This window comes from Clostridium estertheticum subsp. estertheticum (assembly GCF_001877035.1).
GTDB lineage: Bacteria > Bacillota > Clostridia > Clostridiales > Clostridiaceae > Clostridium_AD > Clostridium_AD estertheticum.
This window is the reverse complement of record NZ_CP015756.1, coordinates 1,799,099-1,822,185: the sequence shown is the minus strand read 5'-3', so window position 1 is coordinate 1,822,185 and position 23,087 is coordinate 1,799,099. Positions and strand designations below refer to the sequence as shown.

At 29.0% G+C, this 23,087-nt stretch carries 26 protein-coding genes; 15 read left to right on the top strand and 11 right to left on the bottom strand.

Annotated features, from left to right (window positions below; genetic code table 11):
- Window positions 1-162 precede the first annotated feature (162 nt).
- Entirely contained in the window at window positions 163-711 is a 549-nt protein-coding gene (locus tag A7L45_RS08510) for a PadR family transcriptional regulator (protein WP_071612384.1), read from the top strand.
- 162 nt (window positions 712-873) lie between these two features.
- Here the strand turns inward: A7L45_RS08510 and A7L45_RS08505 are convergent, their stop codons facing one another.
- A complete protein-coding gene (locus A7L45_RS08505; protein WP_071612383.1) occupies window positions 874-2,196 on the bottom strand; it encodes a S41 family peptidase in 1,323 nt (440 codons plus the stop codon).
- Complete coding sequence (locus tag A7L45_RS23170; protein ID WP_153882455.1) at window positions 2,193-2,345, bottom strand: hypothetical protein; 153 nt, start codon at window positions 2,343-2,345, stop codon at window positions 2,193-2,195. Before A7L45_RS23170 ends, A7L45_RS08505 begins: the two co-directional genes overlap by 4 nt.
- 269 nt (window positions 2,346-2,614) lie before the next feature.
- Here A7L45_RS23170 and A7L45_RS08500 point away from each other — a divergent pair, with 269 nt between their 5' ends.
- The 6 genes from A7L45_RS08500 to A7L45_RS08475 all read left to right on the top strand — a co-directional run bounded on the left by A7L45_RS08500 (window position 2,615) and on the right by A7L45_RS08475 (window position 9,824).
- Window positions 2,615-3,316, top strand: coding sequence for a response regulator transcription factor (locus tag A7L45_RS08500; protein WP_071612382.1), 702 nt, complete (start codon window positions 2,615-2,617; stop codon window positions 3,314-3,316).
- On the top strand, window positions 3,313-4,248 hold the full coding sequence (locus tag A7L45_RS08495) for a sensor histidine kinase (RefSeq protein WP_071612381.1): 936 nt from the start codon (window positions 3,313-3,315) through the stop codon (window positions 4,246-4,248). Before A7L45_RS08500 ends, A7L45_RS08495 begins: the two co-directional genes overlap by 4 nt.
- A 133-nt stretch (window positions 4,249-4,381) precedes the next feature.
- Window positions 4,382-5,305, top strand: a complete 924-nt coding sequence (locus A7L45_RS08490) for an ABC transporter ATP-binding protein (RefSeq protein WP_071612380.1) — start codon at window positions 4,382-4,384, stop codon at window positions 5,303-5,305.
- Complete coding sequence (locus A7L45_RS08485; protein ID WP_071612379.1) at window positions 5,298-5,999, top strand: ABC transporter permease; 702 nt, start codon at window positions 5,298-5,300, stop codon at window positions 5,997-5,999. The genes A7L45_RS08490 and A7L45_RS08485 overlap by 8 nt, the downstream gene beginning before the upstream one ends.
- Before the next feature lie 501 nt (window positions 6,000-6,500).
- The gene (gene adhE, locus A7L45_RS08480) at window positions 6,501-9,089 is read left to right on the top strand and encodes a bifunctional acetaldehyde-CoA/alcohol dehydrogenase (protein WP_071612378.1); all 2,589 of its coding nucleotides are present in this window, start codon (window positions 6,501-6,503) and stop codon (window positions 9,087-9,089) included.
- Between the two features lie 102 nt (window positions 9,090-9,191).
- Window positions 9,192-9,824, top strand: a complete 633-nt coding sequence (locus A7L45_RS08475; protein WP_071612377.1) for a redox-sensing transcriptional repressor Rex — start codon at window positions 9,192-9,194, stop codon at window positions 9,822-9,824.
- Between the two features lie 355 nt (window positions 9,825-10,179).
- On the opposite strand, the gene A7L45_RS08470 is transcribed toward A7L45_RS08475, so the two are convergent.
- The gene (locus tag A7L45_RS08470) at window positions 10,180-10,515 is read right to left on the bottom strand and encodes a winged helix-turn-helix transcriptional regulator (RefSeq protein WP_071612376.1); all 336 of its coding nucleotides are present in this window, start codon (window positions 10,513-10,515) and stop codon (window positions 10,180-10,182) included.
- 139 nt (window positions 10,516-10,654) lie between these two features.
- On the opposite strand from A7L45_RS08470, the gene A7L45_RS08465 reads away from it, so the two are divergent.
- The gene (locus A7L45_RS08465) at window positions 10,655-10,966 is read left to right on the top strand and encodes a cupin domain-containing protein (protein ID WP_071612375.1); all 312 of its coding nucleotides are present in this window, start codon (window positions 10,655-10,657) and stop codon (window positions 10,964-10,966) included.
- A gap of 96 nt (window positions 10,967-11,062) precedes the next feature.
- Complete coding sequence (locus A7L45_RS08460) at window positions 11,063-11,701, top strand: oxygen-binding di-iron domain-containing protein (RefSeq protein ID WP_071612374.1); 639 nt, start codon at window positions 11,063-11,065, stop codon at window positions 11,699-11,701.
- Window positions 11,702-12,005: 304 nt separating this feature from the next.
- On the opposite strand, the gene A7L45_RS08455 is transcribed toward A7L45_RS08460, so the two are convergent.
- On the bottom strand, window positions 12,006-12,593 hold the full coding sequence (locus tag A7L45_RS08455; protein WP_071612373.1) for a sugar O-acetyltransferase: 588 nt from the start codon (window positions 12,591-12,593) through the stop codon (window positions 12,006-12,008).
- 240 nt (window positions 12,594-12,833) lie between these two features.
- Between A7L45_RS08455 and A7L45_RS08450 the strand changes: the two genes are divergently transcribed.
- Entirely contained in the window at window positions 12,834-13,415 is a 582-nt protein-coding gene (locus tag A7L45_RS08450) for a transcription elongation factor GreAB (protein WP_236900474.1), read from the top strand.
- 83 nt (window positions 13,416-13,498) lie between these two features.
- On the opposite strand, the gene A7L45_RS08445 is transcribed toward A7L45_RS08450, so the two are convergent.
- Window positions 13,499-14,095 (bottom strand): hypothetical protein, encoded by a 597-nt coding sequence (locus A7L45_RS08445; protein ID WP_071612371.1) that lies wholly within the window; start codon window positions 14,093-14,095, stop codon window positions 13,499-13,501.
- A gap of 323 nt (window positions 14,096-14,418) precedes the next feature.
- Here A7L45_RS08445 and A7L45_RS08440 point away from each other — a divergent pair, with 323 nt between their 5' ends.
- The 3 genes from A7L45_RS08440 (at window position 14,419) to A7L45_RS08430 (ending at window position 16,535) form a co-directional block, all read left to right on the top strand.
- Entirely contained in the window at window positions 14,419-15,000 is a 582-nt protein-coding gene (locus tag A7L45_RS08440) for a TetR/AcrR family transcriptional regulator (protein ID WP_071612370.1), read from the top strand.
- 26 nt (window positions 15,001-15,026) lie between these two features.
- Window positions 15,027-15,785 carry an alpha/beta hydrolase gene (locus A7L45_RS08435; protein WP_071612369.1) on the top strand — a complete coding sequence of 253 codons (759 nt, stop codon included), beginning with the start codon at window positions 15,027-15,029 and terminating at the stop codon, window positions 15,783-15,785.
- A 129-nt stretch (window positions 15,786-15,914) separates the two neighbouring features.
- The gene (locus A7L45_RS08430; protein ID WP_071614914.1) at window positions 15,915-16,535 is read left to right on the top strand and encodes a DUF2238 domain-containing protein; all 621 of its coding nucleotides are present in this window, start codon (window positions 15,915-15,917) and stop codon (window positions 16,533-16,535) included.
- Between the two features lie 78 nt (window positions 16,536-16,613).
- On the opposite strand, the gene A7L45_RS08425 is transcribed toward A7L45_RS08430, so the two are convergent.
- From A7L45_RS08425 to A7L45_RS08405, 5 genes are all read right to left on the bottom strand, one after another.
- Window positions 16,614-16,850: a hypothetical protein gene (locus tag A7L45_RS08425; protein WP_071612368.1), complete on the bottom strand. Its 237-nt coding sequence runs from the start codon at window positions 16,848-16,850 to the stop codon at window positions 16,614-16,616.
- Between the two features lie 109 nt (window positions 16,851-16,959).
- Window positions 16,960-17,622 carry a hypothetical protein gene (locus A7L45_RS08420; RefSeq protein ID WP_071612367.1) on the bottom strand — a complete coding sequence of 221 codons (663 nt, stop codon included), beginning with the start codon at window positions 17,620-17,622 and terminating at the stop codon, window positions 16,960-16,962.
- A 148-nt stretch (window positions 17,623-17,770) separates the two neighbouring features.
- Complete coding sequence (locus A7L45_RS08415; protein WP_169829583.1) at window positions 17,771-19,156, bottom strand: HAMP domain-containing sensor histidine kinase; 1,386 nt, start codon at window positions 19,154-19,156, stop codon at window positions 17,771-17,773.
- Window positions 19,157-19,166: 10 nt separating this feature from the next.
- Window positions 19,167-19,850, bottom strand: a complete 684-nt coding sequence (locus A7L45_RS08410; protein WP_071612366.1) for a response regulator transcription factor — start codon at window positions 19,848-19,850, stop codon at window positions 19,167-19,169.
- A 24-nt stretch (window positions 19,851-19,874) separates the two neighbouring features.
- The gene (locus A7L45_RS08405; RefSeq protein WP_071612365.1) at window positions 19,875-21,059 is read right to left on the bottom strand and encodes a tetratricopeptide repeat protein; all 1,185 of its coding nucleotides are present in this window, start codon (window positions 21,057-21,059) and stop codon (window positions 19,875-19,877) included.
- Between the two features lie 107 nt (window positions 21,060-21,166).
- Here A7L45_RS08405 and A7L45_RS08400 point away from each other — a divergent pair, with 107 nt between their 5' ends.
- Window positions 21,167-21,379, top strand: a complete 213-nt coding sequence (locus tag A7L45_RS08400; protein WP_071612364.1) for a nitroreductase family protein — start codon at window positions 21,167-21,169, stop codon at window positions 21,377-21,379.
- A gap of 123 nt (window positions 21,380-21,502) precedes the next feature.
- Here A7L45_RS08400 and A7L45_RS08395 read toward each other — a convergent pair whose 3' ends face one another.
- The gene (locus tag A7L45_RS08395; RefSeq protein ID WP_071612363.1) at window positions 21,503-21,964 is read right to left on the bottom strand and encodes a hypothetical protein; all 462 of its coding nucleotides are present in this window, start codon (window positions 21,962-21,964) and stop codon (window positions 21,503-21,505) included.
- 421 nt (window positions 21,965-22,385) lie between these two features.
- On the opposite strand from A7L45_RS08395, the gene A7L45_RS08390 reads away from it, so the two are divergent.
- A complete protein-coding gene (locus tag A7L45_RS08390; protein ID WP_224616997.1) occupies window positions 22,386-23,066 on the top strand; it encodes an ABC transporter ATP-binding protein in 681 nt (226 codons plus the stop codon).
- Window positions 23,067-23,087 lie beyond the last annotated feature (21 nt).

Sequence of the window (23,087 nt, the reverse complement as noted above, 5' to 3'; positions counted from 1 at the left end):
TTGTTAATATTATCACAATACGCCTAACGTGTCAACGTAGTTATATAATATAATATATATAAATGTTTATATGTATCATGTTATATAATCGTACTAATCAACTTAAATTGTAATTTACAAAAACCATGTTATAATAAATAGGTAAAAGGAAGAGGTGTATTAATGAGGACCCTTAAATATGCAATTTTAGGATTAATAAATAGAAAACCTATAACTGGTTATGACATAGGAAAAGAATTTAATTTTCAATTAGCTGAGTTTTGGAGTGCAAAACTCAGTCAGATATATCCTGAATTAAAAAAATTAGTCGAAGAAAAACTTATAGTTTATGATATTGAAATTAGTGGGGACGTATTAGAAAAAAAAATTTATGATATCACAGAAAAAGGTAAAAACGAATTTTTAAAATGGTTGAAAAAGGATGTCCCTATGGAACAAACCCCCAAAAATATTTTTAGGCTTAGAATGTATTTTTCAAGTAATTTAGATGTAAACACTAGAATCGATTTATTGGAACATCAATTACTTAAGCATAATGAAAGGCTTACCTTTTTATACGAGCAAAAGGAACCTTATGATAGCGTTCCACCTCTTAATAGTGATGTTTTTGGAGATTATCTTGTTCTAGACGGAGCTATTATACGAGAAGAGTCTACTATTAAATGGTTGGAAAATTGTATTAATTATTGTAAAAACGGTAATGAAATATAAGGAAATAAGCAATAGCATCAATGTGAATGTAACTCACTTGTTACATTCACATTATTAATACAAGTGACCCCACATTAAATTATGTAGGGTTACTTGTTACGAAATATGATAAAACCACTAATTAAAAAAACATTTATAATATGAATCTTATCTTTTTTCCCTTTATTTGATTTTATCCAAAATCATACTTAATGCGTCTTCTGAATAATCCACATAAATATCTGGTTCTAATACTCTTTCAGCCTCTTTTGTTTTATCTGGTCTTATCCATTTCTTGAATGAAATTTGCCCTTGTAATTTTGAATTATCTAATTGAAATCCTAATACATCTCCAAATGAAGATGGCATATTACTGCTTGGTTGTCCAACTATAGTACCTAGTTTTCCATCCTTAACCCATGTAGCTAACATTTGAGCTGAGCTAAAAGTTTTTTCATTTGTAATAACATATAATTTTATATCTTTGTTTTTCACCACATCATTACTGCTCTTAAAAGATACATATCCGCTTTTCCTTAGAAAACCATGCCTTTCTTGTGCTAATGAAGAAAATCTTATTATAGATCCATAACGTCCAGGCTTCATTTTAAGTGAATCTAATAACATATCACATGCCTTTGAATTTCCACCTGGGTTGTTTCTAACATCTATTATTACATTTTTTATACCATTACTAACAGCTTGACTTAAATCTTCTACAACATTATTTAAATCTTTATTAACTTCACAAACGCCTAGCTTTACATATATTGTTTTACCATCAATTTTTCTGCTTGAAATTTCATAATCTGTATCATTATCTTTCACTTTGTTAAATTCTACTTTAACATTTTCTTCTCCATCCTTACCTTTTTCCGTTAATAATATATCTTTTGAGCAATCAACACCCGAGTACGTTAATACCATCTTTCCCTTTGAATACTTTGCATTATTAATATTTTCAGCTACATAATTTTCAGCCGGAAAAAGATCCTTAATTGTATCCATAACCTTATTTATTTGTACTCCATTAATTTTCGTTACTACTTTATCTATTTGTTTACCATCATCTGAAAACATAACCAAATTACCATTTAAATATCTCCAGTTAATATTTAAGTACTGATCCTCTTTCCAATAAAGTTGTGTATGCCCATCTTCTATTGATACTAAATATCTACTAACAGCACGTTGGAATTCACCTACGACCATACTTTTATTTGTCTCTTTTAAAAATTTTTCTTTTGCTTCTTTATATCTTTCGGTTTGTTTTTCTAAAAAAATGGGATGTGTGTTTTCCATTATATCTATCATCTTTTCCACATCCATTTTCACCTCTAAATTAGTCATCTTTTTATCCAATACCACATTTCCAGCAGAATTATAGGGTTTAGGGACATATGTACATATAGGATAACTATTATATACGTATATTAATACCACACCTAGCAAAGCAATTACACACCCTAATATTCTTCCAAGAACCTTAAGCTTTTTTTTTCTCATACTCTTCTCCTTTTCACCACTCTAGGCATTTCACAAGTAATAATTTCACTTGAGGCAGCTACTGATCTTTGCTTAAAAGCTATTCCATCATAATAACAACCAGAGCCAATCGTATTACCTTTCATTGCTTTTATAATAGTTATATCCATTTGTATTAATTAACATAATATTCTCGTTCACGGTCTATATTTATATTGTAATATACTGGTTATTCTACCACAAACTCGTCATATTTTACTAGTAATACATATAACGTTTATAATAAATTTCTTCTAACCTATGTATGCTATATCCACTTTTATGTCTTTCTATTACTATTTATCGCTTGCTTATTTGTTATGTTTAATCTACAGTAAAATAGTATAATTATTGCATTAGTACAAAAATTTAAATATCTATGAAAAGAGGCTTAATGATTATGAATAATAAAATTTTGATTGTTGAAGATGATATTGCCATTAGCGAAATGGTTAAGAATTACTTGATAAAGGATGGGTTTATCGTAACAACAGCCTTTGATGGTGAAGAAGCGATTGTTAAATATCTAAGTCATGTTTTTGATTTAATTGTTCTTGATTTAATGATGCCTAAATTAAACGGTATAGAAACTATGAAGATAATTCGAGAAAAAAGTTCAGTACCAATATTAATTATGTCTGCCAAGGATAGTGATGTAGATAAAGCAGTGGGACTCGGGTTAGGAGCGGATGATTATATTTCTAAGCCCTTTTCTATGATAGAATTCTCTGCAAGAATTAAAGCCGCTATAAGAAGATCCACAAAATATTCTAATAGTGACAAGAAAGATGAATCACTGATATTTAAAGTTGGAAAACTTACTATAAATATAAAAAATTTTTCTGTTGTTAAAAATAACCAGGTTATTTCGCTAACTTCTAAGGAATTTGATATTTTAAAATTGTTTATCCAGAATCCAAATAGAGTATTTACTAAGGCTCAAATTTACAGCTTTGTTTGGAAAGATAATTACTGTGGAGATGAGAATGTAATTAATGTCCATATGCGAAGACTAAGAGAAAAGATAGAGGATAACCCTTCAAATCCACAATACATAAAGACTTTATGGGGTATTGGTTACAAGTTGGAGGTTAATGAGTGATTACTTTATTAATAATAATTATCTTTATTCTAATTTGTATAATACTTTTTAAGACTAATGTTGAAAAGAAGAGAAATAATACTTTAAAATATATTCAAAACAAGTTAAACAAAATTATAAATGAGAATACTAATGAAAAGCTCCTAGTTGAAACTGAGGATAAAGAGCTTAAAAAAATACTTGTAGAGATTAATAATCTTTTAGATTTTAATCAAAAAATATTGGCTGACTATAGAAAAAAGGAAATATCTATAAGCAAAATGTTATCAAACATTTCTCATGATTTAAAAACTCCACTCACAGTAGTATTAGGATATATCGAGACAATAAAATTAGACAACAATATTAGTAAGGATGAAAGGGACCTATTGCTTTCTAATGTTTATACCAAAGCTCTTGAAGTAATTGATCTTATCAATGAGTTCTTTGATTTGGCTAAGCTTGAATCAGGTGATAAGGATATAACTATATCAAGGGTCAATATAAACGAAATTTGCAGAAAAAGCATACTAGAATTTTATGAAAATTTGACTTCAAAAGGTTATGAAGTAAGTATAGATATTCCTAGTACCAACATTTATGTACTTGGTAATTTAGATGCCATTCATAGAATAATGAACAATTTAATTTCTAATGCAATTAAATATGGGAGTGATGGTAAATACTTAGGATTGAAATTAACTTATGATGATAACTGTTCTTATGTAGAAATTTGCGACAAAGGTAAAGGAATTGAAGAAATTAATGTTGACAGGGTATTTGAAAGGATGTACACCCTTGAAGATTCAAGAAATAAATTATATCAAGGAAGTGGATTAGGACTTACAATAACCAAAAGGCTTGTTGAGAAATTAGGTGGGAAGATATCACTAGAAAGCAAACCTTATGAAAAAACTAGCTTTATTTTTCAATTAAAGAGAATAACTTATTAGTTTATATTAATAAGATGCAAAATAAAAAGTATTTTGCTTTTCAACTTAAGATTTTTGTAAGAATTGGTTAATAAAAAAGATAAGTCTATACCATACAATAGAACTATAGTAGATAAAAAAAGGGGGATGAACCATGGATTATATATTAAGAACTATAAATTTATCGAAAAAATTTATAGACAATGAGGTTGTAACTAATGTAAATATGAATATCAAAAAAGGAGAAATATACGGGTTTTTAGGGCCCAATGGAGCTGGTAAGACTACAATTATGAAGATGATTATAAATCTTGTTAAACCAAGCATTGGGGAAATTGAAATTTTTGGTGAGAAACTAAATTTTAAAGCTTATGAAATTTTGAAACGGATAGGAAGCATCATTGAGTATCCTGTGTTTTACGATAAACTCACTGGTAGAGAGAATCTAGAGCTCCATTGTGAATATATGGGATATTACGATAAAAGTGCTATCAATAGGGCATTAGAACTAGTAAATTTAAGTGGTATAGATGATAAGCCAGTTAAGAATTTTTCTCTAGGAATGAAACAAAGACTAGGAATTGCAAGGGCAATTATAACAAAACCGGAGTTTTTAATATTAGATGAGCCTATTAATGGGCTTGATCCAATAGGTATCAAACAGATTAGAAATTTATTAAAAATGTTAAGCAAAGAATATGGTATTACCATTTTAATATCTAGTCATATTTTGAGCGAAATTGAACAAATAGCAGATACTATAGGGATAATAACTAATGGCATATTAATAAAAGAGGTCTCAATGGAAAGCATCAGAACAGATCATACAGAGTATGTAGAAATTAATACTAAAGACTTTATAAAAGCTTCTTATATTTTAGAAAATGATTTAAAAATTTCTAACTTTAAGATTGTAGACAATACATTTATAAGAATATATGACTTGAAGTTAGCTCAAAAAGATATTTCAAAAGCATTAATTTTAAAAGGTATTGAAATTGAATCTATAAATAAGAAAAAAAGTTCTTTAGAAGATTATTTCTTAAAGCTTTTAAATGGAGGTAATATAAATGCTTAAATTAATTAAATTAGAAATCAAGAAATTTAAACTTAATAAAAATGTAAAAACAGTTATGATTATAAATTTAATTATACTAGCCGTTTTGCTTCTAGGTGTATATTCTTTAAAATTTAACACTAAGGAAAATATGTTCAGAAATTATAGTGATGTTTTTCTATATACAGGTACTATAGTAAGAGCTACTTTCTCAATTTTTGCAGCGGCTCTTATTTCTAAATTAATAATTGGTGAATACAAATGCAAAACAATAAATATTATGTTTAGCTATCCAATAAAAAGAAAAAAGATTATGGCAGCAAAGTTAGCTATTGTGGTTATATTTGCTTTTACAACTATGATTTTATCAAATATATTCTTGATATTCAGTATATATCTTCTAAATATATTTGCAAATTTTATTCAAATTCCTTTAACTCAAGATATTTTAGTGAAAAATTTAATTAATATTTTTGTGTATTCGGCAACATTTTCCTTTGTAAGTTTAATTCCACTATATATAGGTATGAGAAACAAATCAGGATCTGCCACAATAATAACTTCAATAATAGTTGTGAGTTTATTAAATAGTGGATCTAATGGCGATACATTAAGTTCTATAATCATAGTTCCTATCATTCTTGCTATTATAGGCGTTTTTGTAGCTTATTTATCCATAAAAGATATAGAAAAAGTAGATGTGACCACTCCTTAGAAGTGCTTAAATTCACATATTTTTCACATAAATATTGGACACTAATATCACAATTACTTGTTATTATAAATATATAGTAATTAACAAGTAATTTGTTTTTTAATTAGAGCCCTTTAATTAAATATAAACCGAATAATACAATAGCCTATAAAGTAGACAATGTAAATTGCCTGCTTTATAGGCTATATTACTTTACTTAGTATTTTCAACTAACCTCTAATTTAAGTAAAATAAATATAGATGTAAACGTAACTATCATATAAATTCATTGTTAAACATTTGACAAACATATTGTGCTGATCTATAATAACCTAGAACTTAAATAAGTTATAATTCCTAACATTACCATTACTACTAAGTAATTAAAGTTTAATTACTAATATTTTTATATAATTGTTATATAATATTATTTTATTTTTAAATTCAATACACACATGTGTTAATTTATTATCAATATAATCCGATTTGAAATAATATAAATTTAAAAAGGAGTGTTTATATATGAAATTAACCAACGTAGAAGAATTAAATAAGAAACTAAAAAGTGTAAAAGAAGCTCAAGTAAAATTTTCAACTTATACCCAGGCTCAAGTAGATGAAATTTTTAAAAAAGTAGCAATGGCAGCCTTAGATGCTAGAATATCCCTTGCTAAAATGGCAGTGGAAGAAAGTGGTATGGGATTAGTAGAAGATAAGGTAATTAAGAATCATTTTGCAGCAGAATATATCTACAATAAATATAAAGATGAAAAAACATGTGGTGTTATCGAAAGAGATGAAACTTATGGTATAACAAAAATTGCAGAACCAATTGGTGTTATAGCAGCTATAGTGCCAACTACGAACCCAACATCTACAGTGATTTTCAAGTCATTAATCTCTTTGAAAACGAGAAATGGAATAATTTTTTCTCCTCATCCAAGATCAAAAAAATCAACAATAGCAACAGCGAAATTACTTTTGGATGCTGCAGTTAAGGCCGGAGCCCCTGAGGGAATAATAGATTGGATAGACAACCCATCTATCGAGCTTTCAAAAATACTTATGAGTGAAGCTGATGTGGTACTTGCTACAGGAGGCCCAGGTATGGTTAAATCGGCTTATTCATCAGGAAAACCAGCTATTGGTGTTGGACCAGGAAATACACCAGCTATAATTGATGAAAGTGCAGATATAAAAATGGCTGTAAGTTCAATAATACTATCCAAAACATATGATAATGGTACAATATGTGCTTCAGAACAATCTATAATAGTGTTAGATTCAATATACACTAAAGTTAAAAATGAACTTATTAAAAGAGGAGCTTACATGTTAACTCAGGATGAAATAGATAAGGTCAAAAATATTATGTTTAAAAATGATAAGATTAATCCAAATATAGTTGGAAAGTCTGCGTGTAACATAGCCAAGTTAGCAGATGTTAATGTACCGGAATGGACAAAAGTTCTTATAGGCGAAGTTAAATCAGTTGAACTAGATGAACTATTTTCACGTGAAAAACTATCAACAGTATTAGCTATGTATAAAGTAAAAAGTTTTGATGAAGCTTTAGAAAAAGCAGAAAGACTCATTGAATTAGGTGGTATGGGACATACATCTTCATTGTATGTAGATTCTTTGAGGGAAAAAGAGAAAGTAGAAAAATTCAGTTCTAAAATGAAAACTGTAAGAACTTTTATAAATATGCCTTCAGCTCAGGGAGCTAGTGGTGATTTATTTAATTTTAAAATAGCACCTTCATTTACCCTAGGCTGTGGATTTTGGGGAGGAAATTCAGTGTCAGAAAATGTAGGACCTAAACATTTGTTAAATATAAAAACAGTAGCAGAGAGAAGGGAAAATATGCTTTGGTTTAAAGTTCCAGAAAAAATATACTTCAAATATGGATGCTTAGAATCTGCACTTAAGGAATTAAAGGATATGGGCAAGAAGAGAGCATTTATTGTAACTGATAAAATGCTTTGTGAATTAGGTTATGCAGATAAAATAACAAAAGTACTTGAAAAAATCGATATAAGTTTCAAGGTGTTTTCAGATGTTAAGTCTGATCCTACACTTGAATGCGCTTATCAAGGTGCCAAAGAAATGCTTGAATTTGAGCCCGATACCATAATAACAATCGGTGGAGGATCAGCTATGGATGCAGCCAAAATCATGCAAGTGTTATATGAGCATCCAGAAGAAAAATTTGATGAGCTAGCAATGAAATTCATGGATATAAGAAAAAGAATACACCATTTTCCAAAGCTTGGAATTAAAGCTATATTAGTAGCCATACCAACAACTGCAGGTACTGGTTCAGAAGTAACACCCTTTGCAGTTATAACAGATGAGAAAACAGGAATGAAATATCCACTTTCGGATTATGAATTAACACCTAATATGGCAATTGTAGATGCAGAATTTATGATGAATATGCCGAAAGGTCTAACTGCAGCTACCGGAATAGATGCATTAAGTCATGCTATTGAAGCCTACGTATCTGTCATGGCTACGGATTATACAGATGGATTAGCTCTTCAAGCTATAAAAATGATATTTGAATATTTACCAGCAGCATATAGCGAAGGAACTACCAATATAGTTGCTAGAGAGAAAATGGCACATGCATCAACAATAGCAGGCATGGCATTTGGAAATGCATTTTTAGGAATATGTCATTCAATGGCACACAAATTAGGAGCACAACACCATATGCCTCATGGTATTGCTATTGCTGTATTGATTGAGGAAGTAATTAAATTTAATGCAGTAGATATTCCAGTAAGACAAACTTCATTCCCACAAAATAAATACCCAGATTCAAAAGAAAGATATGCTGCTATTTCTAATTATTTAAATCTTGGTGGAAATACAGATGATGAAAAAGTAGGTTTATTAATAAAATCAATTACTGATCTTAAAAAAGAATTAAATATTCCATTGACTATAAAAGATACAGGAGTTAAAGAAAAAGATTTCTATTTAACATTGGATGATATGTCAGAGAAAGCGTTTGATGATCAATGTACTAGCGCTAATCCTAGATATCCAATGATAAGTGAGATAAAACAGATATTAATAAATTCATTTAATAAAATTAAGTAAATATTTTACCGTTTAGCTTGTTTAATTAAGATGCTTCTTTCTAATAAAACACTAAAATCTCTTAAATTTAAATTATTATTGTAGCAAAGGAGAGTTAACATTGTGGAAAATCAAAAAAATATACCAATGCTGGTTATTAGGCGAATGACTAAATACCATACCTATTTAAATAAACTCGTTCTTAATAATGTTGTTACAATATCCTCAAGAAAATTTGGTGAGATAATTGGGTTTACCTCTAGTCAAATAAGACGAGACCTAAATTATTTTGGAGATTTCGGGACACAGAGAATAGGGTATAATGTTAAAGAATTACTAATTGAAATTAATGGTATATTGGGACTTTTTAAAAAACACAATATGATAATAATAGGAGCAAATAATATTGGAAAAGCTACTGTTAATTATACTAGATATAAACAATTAAATTTAAAATTAGTTGGTATTTTTGATGTTAATCCAGAACTTATAGGATTAACAATTCAAAATATCAAAGTATTACACATAAACAAATTAGTAAGTTTCTTAAAGACAATACCAACAGACATCGGGGTAGTTTGTGTATCAAAGAATTATGCACAAAAGGTTACTGACATTATGGTAGAAAACGGAGTTAAATGTATATGTAATATTACACCTGTGGATTTAAAGGTACCAAAAGACATAATTTTAGAAAATGTCAATTTAACCGATAGCTTGTTAACACTTAGTTGTTTAATGAATGCCAGTATTTAAAAACCCTCTGATAGCGTAGCCTTTTTAAATTTGTATTGTATTACTACTATTTATTAATAGCTTACTAATAGAAACAGCATTTCTTCCATTTAAAACAAGAAACAAAACGATTTTGAGTGCTGCCTTGTAGTCCATATTGTATATAATTATACCATAATTACCATAATTTAAATATATTAAACCCCATATCATTAGATATGGGGTTACTTGTGAGTAAAGTAACTCAGTAATTCTTTAGTAACCTCATTTTGCTGCATAAAGGACATTCTATACATTGGTCGCATATTATAACTGTTTTCTTAACCATATGTTAAACCATCCTTTTTCCCATTGTCAAAAGTATACGTATTTTACTCTACTCTTTATAAATGTGTTTATTAGCTTTTATATAGCTCAAGCCCCAGATATTCATAGAATCTAAAACCGGCTTTAAACTAGCTCCCAGTTCTGATAGAGAATACTCAACTTTAGGTGGAACCTCAGGGTATACATTTCTAATAATCAAATCATCAGTTTCCATTTGTCGAAGTTGTTGTGTTAACATCTTTTCACTTATCCCATTAATTCCATTAGCAAGTTCAGTGAATCTTTGTGTTCCACCGTCATTTAAGTTTCTTAAAATAAGAACCTTCCACTTGTGGCTAATAAGATTAACAGTTTCTTCAATTGGACATAATTTACCACAGGCCATTTTTGTTCCCTCCTATCACATATAAATTTAATACTTACAGTCTAGTTAGTCTATTACATAATAGTGCCTTCTTGTAAAGAGTTAGTAACTATTATAGTATAAAGCTATGACTTAAGAAAACATAGGAGGAAATTTATTTATGAAGATATTAAACGTTAATGCTATTACAGAAAAAACTATGAGGAAATCATTATTCACAGAAGGTACAATGGATTCAGGTATTTTATTCTACGAGCCAGATGAAACAATGACCCCTCATAAGCATACAAATTTAGATGAAATATTCTATGTAGTTACTGGCGAAGGGATAATAACTGTAAATGGAGAAGACATTTCAATTAAAGCGAATGATGTAATCTTATCCCCAAATGGAGAAAGCCATGGATTTACAAACAATGGACACAATAAATTAGTTATTTTACAAGTAAAAAACACTATTGTAAAAATGTAATATTATGAGTATTAGAATAAAAGATTAAAATAACTAGCAGAGCTTTTTAACTTATTCAGGATATGCTAATTTAAATACATAAAAGGAGATAATACTATGCCTATTATTTATAATGATTTATACCAATTCAACAGTTATATTTCGCCTATTAACCTTTCATTTCATCAATATCTTTTGTTAACAGATGAACCAGTTTTAGTTCATACTGGTAGCATACAACAAACAGAAAATCTAATACCACAATTGAAAGAAATTCTAGTCGACAAAAAATTAAAATATATTTTTGTTTCACATTTTGAATCAGACGAATGCGGTGGATTATCTTTGCTGTTAAAGACTTTTCCAGAAGCAAAGACAATTTGTTCAGAAATCACAGCAAGACAGCTAATTGGATTTGGGATCGCAGATGAAGTAATAATTAAAAAGCCTGGTGAAAAATTGATTAGCAGTGACTATGAACTTGAATTTTTTAGTTACCCATCAGAAATGCATCTATGGGAAGGTATTCTTCTTATGGAGAACAATCGTGGAATATTCTTCAGCAGTGATTTAATATTCGGTATGGGTAAATTTAATGGTGAAGTAATAAATGGAAACTGGCAGAAAGAAGTAGACAATATCACATTGGAGCAGATACCAAGCACAGAACAAAGAGCAAAGGTCCAGCAGACTTTATCTGAATTAAATCCAAAGTTTGCAGCTGTAGGTCACGGTCAATGTCTTAAGTTCCAATAAAAAATTCAATCAAAATTGGTTATTTAATAGGCCATATGGGCATAAATACCCTCTTATCACCACTTTCTAATTTTTATATTATAGTATGGTAATGTGAACTAAAAGTTCCTTCTATTATTTTAAAGGTATCCCAGAATACTTTTATTTAACAAGAAAATAATGTGAAAACAACACAATAGCCTATAAAGTAGACAATTTAAATTGTCTGCGTTATATGCTATATTATTTTACTTAACTTTTATAATACATTCAAAGTAAAGAGTAACACGTTATGTTACATTAATTCCACAAAGTGGAATTTGTCTTACTCAGCGGATAAGTTAATTACGTCTTCTTTTGTAATCTCTCGCAATACTCTGCAAGGATTACCTACTGCAATTACCCCTGCTGGAATATCTTTATTTACCACACTTCCCGCTCCAATAATGCTACCTTTTCCGATAGTAACTCCACCACATACAGTAACATTGGCACCAATCCATACATCATCTTCTATTGTAATCGGTTTTGAAGTTCCAATTCCTTCTGCTCTTTGTATTGGAAGAACAGCATGTCCTGAACACGCTAAACAAACCCCAGGAGCTATAAATGAATTTGCACCAATATGGACTGGCGATGTATCCAGTATCACACAATTATAGTTAATCACAGTAAGTCCATGGGTATGTATATTGAAACCATAATCACAACGAAATGATGGTTCAATAAATGTTAGCGGATGATAAGTTCCAAATAATTCTTTTAAAATACAACTTCTTTTTTCTCCCTCAGATGGTCCAGTCTGATTATATTTCCAACATAATTCTTTCGCCTTTTGTTGTAATTCTGACGGCATATCTGTGTGCTTTGAACAATATCCTTTATTTTGTTTCATAATTTCTTTAAAATTCATTATCTCATTCCTTTCAAATTTCACTATTTATTTAATATACTATATAATACCATAATTTTTAATATAAAGCATTTTTACAACGAGTAAAAATTTAAAATCACGGAATCAATTTATATGTAATTATGTTAAATACTCGAATAATTATATTGCTATATTATATAATTGAATGAAGATACAATTATAAATTTACACAAACTAATATCAGAAAAAATTTAAATCTATCATTAATAAGTAAATTATATGAAGGGGGTACTTTTAAATATGAAAAGAATACGACGCTATTCTTTATTAGTTACAATACTTAGTGTAATTACAATATTCGGTGCTTTTACAGCCTGTAGTAAGTCACAACCACAGCCACAATCAGAAAAAACGAATCCGTATAATGGGAGGACGTTAAACATTGGAGTTATTGGTGAGCCACCTAACGTACGTGAAAAACAAGTCACTTTCGTCAAAATAAAATTTTCTGATTTAGAAAAGAACCTCTTTAGTTCACAATATGATACAATCTTCATTACTAAAAATAACTTATCAGAAGCCTCACAAGGGAAATATGCCTCTATTTACAAAAAATCTAAAATACCGTTCTTTTTTATTCAAACTGAAAAAAGTTACGTTCCATTCGTAATGGAAGACCTCACTTACGACAATGCACCTACGGTTACTGACCAAACATATGCAACAGGCATTTTGTATACTGGGGCTAAATTGAATACCTGGGGATACGGTTTATACAATGATATTGAAAATCAAGCGAATATTAAAGATGTGTACTCCCGAATTTTTGAAACGATTTTAAAGAACGCAACGTCAAAGTAACTTAATTTAGTATGTAATTACAAATTTATTTGTTTTTTTATTATCTAATAATTAAAATAACAATAAAATAGAAAGTTGATAAATTAAATTAGCTTTCTATTAAATAGTAATTTAAAATACCAAGATATATACAATATAATTGTTAGTAAGGTTAATAAATCTTTTATTAGAAGTGAAAATGTACCATTCTGATAAAACAATATTATTAATAATATTATAGAACCATCAAAAATTCTTATTAAATTTTTATATTTTTCAATAGTAATAGCATTGTTTTTTATTACCAATAGAATTCCGCCTATTAAAGAAACTATTATATAAAAACGAACAGATTGTTTAACTATAAATATACTTCGCAATGATCCAAACAGTAATATATATGCTAATAATGAAATGTTCTTAAAGTTTTTAAAAGTTTTACTTTCTTTATTAAAATTAACTGTCTCACTGTGTAAATCGTTAAATTCAGCAAATCTATCGATAGCAATTTTAAAAGCCTCTTTTTCTTTATGACCATTGGAAACAAGTTCTTGTATGATAGTTATCAACTTCGCCTTATTTTTCTCCTTTAAATCCACTTTTTCATCTAATGGTAGTTCAATTTTAAGCATAATTACATCCAAAAACTCTTCTATATTTTTAGTTGACTGTTTACTAATTTCAATCTTACTATTCATCATAATTATTACATCCTCCAATTCTCCCGTCAGTACAAGCTAAAGATTTTGATGCTTACACTGCAAAGTATATTACTTTTATAAAAAGAAACAATATAAAACACATGAAACATACATTTTCCGACACAAACAGATTTTATGAAATCATAAACAAATTTATATTTAAACAAGGATTAATCCAAAATGTAAAAGTTATAATTTGAAATCTATATAGTGGATTAAACTATCTTTTAATCCACAAAAACTGGTAAAAAGATAAATAAGGTGTATAATATTAAATAAATGAATAAACGAATAAAATATTCATTTTAAAAGGAGATGAGAAGATGCCAAAAATATACTCACAAGAAAAGCGCCAAGAAATAAGAGAACAAATTATGGATATGGGTTTGGAACTAATAAAGCAATATGGAATGAGAAAAATGAGCATCGAACAAATTACGAAGAAAGTAGGAATTGCACAAGGCACATTCTACAATTTTTTTGATTCGAAGGAGATGCTGGTATATGGGCTAGCTAATGCTTATCAAGAAAGAATCAATCAGAAGGTGGAAGAAATTATTCAAATAAAGGGGTATCTAGATCGGGAAGATTTGAGAAAATTATACTCTGGTATGATTTTGAAGGATGAAGATAATGTGTATCGCTTCCTGAAAAGAGAGGATATACAGACATTCCTTACTAGACTTCCCAGTGATTGTTTGAATAAAATATCAGATGCAAAAATGCAAATGGAGAAAAATTTACGCTATGTAAATGAAAAAAAAGATAAGTATGATCTGGATGCGATTCTTAACTGGATTCAGGTTATGAATCTCGTAGTAGAAAATAAGGATATTTTAGTCGAAACAGGTATTGAGAAAATCGTTCATAGAATGATAGAAAATATGTTGGATGAAATATTTTAAAATAAATCAAGAAAGGAAGCAAAATTATGAAATTTTATGAATATGGAGATAAAAGTTCACCACACATAATGCTAATTCATGGTGCAGGTAGATCCTATTGGCTTTATTTACGAGAAGCTAGATTATTGCAAAATAAATATCATGTAATATTACCAGTGATTGATGGACATGGTGAAGAAGGAAATGTTCCTTATATTTCTACAGAAAAAATTGTAGACCAGTTAATTGAGTATATTGACAAAAACTGCGATGGTAAACTTTTTGCAGTCAGCGGAGTATCTCTTGGTGGTCAGATTACAATAGAACTTCTATCAAGAAGACGGGATATTGCAAAAAAAGCGATTGTAGAAAGTGGACTTTGTATTCCTCAGCCATTTCTTTCGAAATTTAGTATTTTTGTAGTTAAACTATGTGGCAAATGGATGTTTTCCAAATCATTTGGTAAATGGGCACTAAAGAGACTTCCTAAACGCATGCAATACCCTAAAGAGATCGCAGAGTTGTATTTGAGAGATACTACATCTATGAAAATTGAAAATCTAATTCAGATTTTAGATACCTATTATCAATACAAATTGAAAGAAAGCTTAAAAGACAGTCAGGCAGATACCATTTACTGGTATGGAAGTAAGGAAATGAAATGTATTAAACAATCATCAAAATTATTCCAGTCTTATATGGAAAAGTGTAAAATAGTTGAATTGAAAGGATATTATCATTCAGAAATAAGTGATTACCATCCAGAAGAATGGGTGGAGAAAGCAGAAGAATTTTTTAACCACTAAAGAGTGAGGTAAATAACTTGAAGATATTTTGTGACGTTATAGGTTTGTAAAAATAATAGCTAGTGGTATAATCTTCTTAAAAGTTACATCAGATTGGTAAAAGAGAAAGAGAGGACTATAGTGAAAAATATGCTTGGTTATAATAAAATTGAAACATTCCATGCTACATTATTATTAATATTTTCTGCCGCACTGATTTGGTCGGTTATAAACCCAAAGGATTTGTTTATATGGTTTTTAGAAGTTCTCCCAGCCATAATCGGGTTAGTGGTTATTATTTTTACGTATAGTCGATTTCGATTAACCAATTTAACCTATTTTTTGATATTAGTACACATGATTATTTTAATTATCGGTGGGCACTATACATATGAAAAAATGCCAATTTTTAATTGGATAAGGGACACGTTTCATCTTTCTAGGAATTATTATGATCGATTGGGACATTTTGCACAGGGCTTTATACCTGCCATACTTGTCAGAGAGATATTATTAAGGCAGTCCACATTAAAGCGTAGTAAATTACTATCTTTCATTATTATAAGTATTTGTCTTTCAATTAGTGCCTCATATGAATTGATAGAATGGGGGGTAGCTGAGGCAACTGGTAGTGCGGCTGATGCATTTCTAGGCACACAAGGTGATGTTTGGGATACACAATGGGATATGTTTTTAGCACTTTGTGGATCAATAATATCATTAATATCGATGAGCAATCTACATGATAATTTCTTGAAAAAAATAAAGTGATAGGCTGACATTGAAAAGACTATGATTAGTACTATGAAAAAAAATCCAATTAAAGTTACCATTATAACCCTTTACTTCTTATTTTTTATCTTTTAAGATTAAGTAAAAAATAAAAAATCCAATGAAAGTTAATATTCCTATTAAAATGTTTAATAATGGATTACTAATACTATTTGATGATTGTTGCTGAAAAAAGATTGCGAATAGTATGGGGATTATTGTTATTAATCTATATGTTTTCTTGTCTTTGAAATATTCTATAAGTATAAGGATGCCGAATAATACAAATAATATCATGCTAATAATATGATTCACTGCTATTCCTCCTTTCACATAACTTACCTTGATCAAAAAATAAGAGCTTTATCATTTAGTGATAAAGTCCCAAATATAAATACCCTTAGTATAACAATATTTAATCAATCTAATTTAATCTGTCTAGTTCAAAAAAATATCCACCACTAAATAATAGAAGTGTATTAGCATCTTTTACATAAAACTGATTGCCTATACCACTTAAGCCATCTACAACAACATACTTAAGAGGAAAATTTGCAATATTTAATCTGCTAAAATTAACACGATAACCGCCTTCGAAATTTGATTTAGAAATACTCGTTTTTTTATAAACTGGACTTGTACATATATTAGTTCCATAACTAGCTTTTGCCTTTGAATAAGTAATTTTTTTCCCAACTATATTTTTTACATCCTCACTACTATAAGCAGTTACAGACGAACCTACTGGATTACTCTTAATTATCCACTCACCATAAAAACCTTCCTTAACTACTGTTTTGTTTTTAGATTCTTTTGAAGCTGTTGTTTTATTGTTTGGGCTAGTTGTTACTTGTTTCTTAGTTGGTGATTGTTTCTCAGTTGTTGATTGCTTCTCAGTTGTTGCCTGTTTCTCAGCTATTACTTGTTTCTCAGTTGGTGCCTGTTTCTCAGCTGGTGCTTGTTTCTCAGCCGTTGCCTGTTTCTCAACCGTTGCTTGCTTATCAGCTGTTGCCTGTTTATTCGAACATCCATACATGCTAACACTTATAATTGAAATTATTATAAATAGCGTTCCTTTTTTAATCATAAAAAGCCTTCTCTACATAGGATACATTTTATATATATATATGTCAATGTGAAACTAAATCTGTAAACTTTATTGTAATATTTCACAACTGATTTACCTTAATTAGTGCTAATAAAAGCACCTTTTATTTTGCTTATACAAAATCAGATTATCTGTTCTGCCTATTTCGTGGCAACTTTACTTCTACTTTAGTTCCATTTCCATAATCACTACTAACCACTAGATCTCCTTTATGCAAGTTTATTATTTCATTTGATATTGCAAGTCCCAACCCACTTCCTGATTTTTTAGAGTTTCCTTTGTAAAACTTTTTGGTAATGCTTTTTAAATCTTCTTCGCTTATACCTATGCCTTTATCACTTATGGTTATTGTTAGACTTTCCTTTTTCTCAACCTGACCTATATAAACTGCTCCCCCTCTACTTGAAAACTTTAAAGCATTATCTAATATATTAATAAAAACTTGTTTCAGTCTGTTTTTGTCACCATCAATAAATACAGTTTCTTCAGCATTGTAAATTAACGTAATTCCACTTTTCTGTGCTCTTGGCTGAAACTCCATAATTATATTTTTTAAAATTTGGCTTATATCAATTTTATCTATGTGAAGAGTAATTCTGCCAGCTTGAAATCTTGACAAGTCTAAAAGATCTTCTACCATCAATGATAATCTTTCGCTTTCCTCAACTATAATATTAAGTGCTTCCGTTTTTTTAACCTCATCTGTAAATTCTTTTCTTTTTAATGTTAATGCCCAGCCTTTTATAGATGTTAATGGTGTTCTAAGTTCATGCGATATTGATGATATGAATTCATTTTTCAATTTTTCATTTTTTAATATTTCCTCAGACAGATAGTTTAAGGTATCAGCCATTATACCTACTTCGTCATTATATTTTTTATCTACTCTTATTGAAAATTTTCCTTTAGCCATTTCATTAGCTGCATTTGTTACAGTTTTTAATGGTTCTATAATCGTTTTAGACATAATTATGCTTAGTTTTGCTGTGGCTAAAATAACAATAACTCCTATTAATGCGAGTACAAAGTATATTCTTGTAAGAAGTTTATTTACCTTTGCCATTGATGTTATAAGCCGTATAACTCCAACCGTTCTACCATTTGATATTAAACTTTTTGAAACTACCATTATACTTTCTTTATATGTGCCTTTAAAAATTGATATATCTCCATTTAGTGCTTCATCAATATCTGGTGATTGTATTCTTATTCCAGATGATACGCCCTTATTATCGTTAATTACTATTCCATTTGTATTTACAATCTGGATCTGTGAGTTTGTTAAATAAGAAAAATTATCTATTATGTCATTAGATGCCTTTAAAATATTTGTATCAGCAAGGTACTTCTTGTAAAAATCACTTGATATCTCCGCTTGATTTTTTAATGTATTTTCAATGGTATTATTATAATACTTTTTTACACTAATCATAAGAATGCCCTCAAATATAAGTACAATCAAAATTATAAGTATTAAGTAACTTACTGTAAGCCTTGTCTTAATACTCCTCACACGCATCCTCTCATTTCCCAAACCTATACCCCACTCCCCAAACCGTTTTTATATAAACAGGCTTCGATGGATTATCTTCTATTTTTTCTCTTATTCTCCTTACATGAACATCAACAGTCTTTATTTCACCAAAGAAATCCTCTCCCCAAGCTAAATCTAGGAGCTTTTCCCTTGAAAGTGCTTTATTTATATTTCCCATCAATACCTCTATAAGACAAAACTCTCTGAAAGTGAATTCTATCTCCAATTCATTTCTATAAATTTTTTTTGATATTTTATCAAGTTTTAATTGGTCGTATATAAGAATATCCAGATTAATGTCATTTCTTTTTATTTTTCTTAAATTAGCATTTATCCTCGAAATAAGTTCCATAGGATTAAATGGCTTAACCATGTAATCATCCGCACCAATATCAAGCCCTGTTATTTTATCCATATCTTGTCCTTTTGCCGTTAGCATTATTATACAGCAATCATAACCCTTTTCTCTTAACCTTTTACATACCTCATAACCATCAATATTAGGTAACATTATATCAAGAATTACTACATCAGGTTTTTCAGCTTCATATTTAATTAACCCATCTTCACCTGAAGATGCTTCCATAACTTTAAACTTACTTAATGATAAATTTAAAGTTATAAAATCTCTAATGTGTTTTTCATCTTCAACAACAAGAACCTTTTCATTCATTAATCTACCACCATGCCCCAACAATTATTTTATTTTCTGTAGTTGCTCTACATTGTCGTTTACAATGCTATCTTTAAAATAACCCTTCTTCTCAAGGGTTTTAATTATTTCCAAGTATTTCTGATAATATTGCATACCTTTATCAACTTGTTTTAGGTTATAATATGACTTTGCAGTTTCTAAATAAATATCAGCTAAAACTTTTTCATCATTCATATAATTAAAATCATTTTTATCATCTTTAACCTTCGTGTTTTTTCCTAGTTTATTGATCTGTTTTACCGCTGACTCCTCTGAAACAGTCTTTGATTCATCATATTTTTTAAGTCCATTTAAAGATTGTGCCTTTAATAAATAAAACTCTGTATCCGAAAATGCGTCAAATGTTTTATTTTTATCATTATTAACATCAATACCTTTCTGTATAGATATAAGAGCATCATTATACATATTTGCTTTCACTTGTGAATCGGCTAAAAAGTACCACTGTGATACATCTAGGCTATTTTCTTTTATTATACCTTTATAATATTTAACTACGTTTTTGAAGTATTCTTTATATAAATCTTTAGCATAGGTAACTTTTTCGCCATCAAATCTAATTAGGTCGATTACATAGGTATTATCTGGAGCATATAATTTCCATCCTGCAAATACAAATTCCTTTTTATCAGTTTCTAAGGATGTCTTCAATACCTCCATCTTATTCCACGTCCCTAAATTAACTTTTCTAATATTATCATTATCAAATGTAAATAAGTTATATGCAACTCCTGCATGAGTTGAGATTAGATTTCCAAATAATAAAGCTTTTTTACCATTAATAACTAGAAATTCACTATTTACTATTTTACTTCCTTCACTTTTATACTCATATATTTTATTCCATTTACCATTTTTTTCTTTAATTACTACAAATCCCTTTTCAAAAGATTCTGGGAGATCAAAGAATGCTATGATCTCATCTTTTTTATCATTATCAACATCCACACTAATAACAGGATTTCCAGTAGATATCTTTGATATAGCCACTAGCTTTGATTTGTCTGGTAATAACTGTTTTGCTATTGAGCTTATATCATCCTTTTTAAGCTGTGAATCTAAAAGTTTAGGCGGTTGTATTAATTCAACCGGACTTGATACAGTACAACCTCCCATAAACATTAAAGACATTACTAAAGTAACCATTAATATAGACCTTTTATTCATAACAAACACCCCTTTATATATATATCTTGAACAATTGTTTTTTCCTACCTATATTTTTATTGTACCCCTTATTTGTAATTAAATAGTTACATAGAAATAAAACTCACATGATGCTTGAAGTCGCCGAATTAGGCTTAGGTAGTACTTTTGTAGGAAATTTTAATGATACTATCAGAGAACCATTTGCTTTGCCAGATTATATTATTCCAGTAGCACTTCTTCCAGTAGGTTATGCAAGCTCTGATTCTGTTCCAAGTCAATTACATTGCAAGCGTTATGATATAAATAAAACAGTCTACTTTAATATAGTAGTTACATGAAATCATAAAAAAATAAATATCCTTTGTAAAAGTATCCCCTTGCGTAAAGCTAAAAAAAGCCATAAAATGTATTAGTATTATTTATACATTTTAGGCATTTCTCTCCCACTCAGATATTCCTGTTTATGCAGATTCTTCTTTTTCTGTAATGTACCATTCACCTTTTATATACTTAATAGTAAATGTAATTGGTACATGCTCTGAACCTCCTAAAATATTTCCCTGTAAATCCATTATCTTCACTGAATAGTTCATTTTAACATAAACTGTATTTTTAAATTTAGTTTGTGATTTTTCTTTTAAAGTAAAATCTACTTTGTAAGTTTTTTTAGTGTTTAAGTCACCATAACCACTATATATATTTGTTCTTTTAAATACTTGTGGTGATACATGTTTTGATAACTCATTAGAATACCCCTTATTAGTTAGAAATGTTTCCTTTACTACATTATAAGTATCTGACTGTGAAAACCATCCAGGCATAATCTTAGTGTATGCATAAGTACTCATAATGCCTAGGCATAGTATAATTCCTATACTTAGTATTATATTTTTTTTAATATATTGCTTCACTTTATTAAACATATATACACCCCTTTTTTATTCCAAACCCTTCTTTGTAAACTTCATGATTTTCTACAATTACATTCATTTCAATTTTTCCTCCAATTTCTTACTAACACTATATATTTAACTATAGCACAATTACCATAAATTAAGAATTATTTTACCATATTTAGGATTGAATTGACTTTTCATGTCCACAAAATGATCATTCATGTTTTTTCTATTGTATTTTATTGTACCTTTGGTTAATCTAATATAGATAAATGGACAACCCTTCTCATAATCGGGATCCGCAACTCCATGGGCGTATAATTGTAACCTAATGAAAAAATTGGGACAACAAACTATATAATAAAATCAGAAACAAATACTATTCAATATCTAATGTGTTACGGTTCCAGTTAAAAAAATAAATTATATAGAAAAGAGGATGAGAATATTGGAAAATAAAAAAATATTATCTTTAACGGGAGTTTCTAAAAAATTTAAAGGAATAGAAATATTAAAAAATATTAATTTGAGTATAAATAAAGGGGAAGTAGTTGGAATCATCGGAACTAATGGCTGTGGAAAAACAACATTACTAAGAATAATAATGGGGCTTATCTATCCTAATGAAGGCGAAGTTATTGTTGATGGGAACAAAGTTTTACCAGGACTTTTAGGGGGACTACCAACAAATGTAGGGGCTCTGATTGAAACCCCTATATTTTTGCCGCATTTTACTGGTTATACAAATTTACATATGTTGGCGTCTATTCGTAATGTTATTAATGATGATGATATAAGATCAGTTATTAAGCTAGTTGGGTTAGATAATAACAATAAAAAGTCTGTTGGAAAATACTCTTTAGGTATGAGGCAAAGATTAGGAATTGCACAAGCTATAATGGAAAACCCAGTACTTGTACTTTTTGATGAGCCTACTAATGGATTAGATTCAAATGGGGTAGAAATATTTTCAAACATTGTTAATAATATGAAAAGTAAAGGCTCAAGTTTTATTATTGTATCACATAGAAAAGAGGAAATTGATGAATTGTGTGATAGCATATATAAAATCGATGGTGGTAGTTTAACTATATTAAGAGATTTAGATAATAATGATGGTGTGAAATGATTACGTGCATGATTAAACACT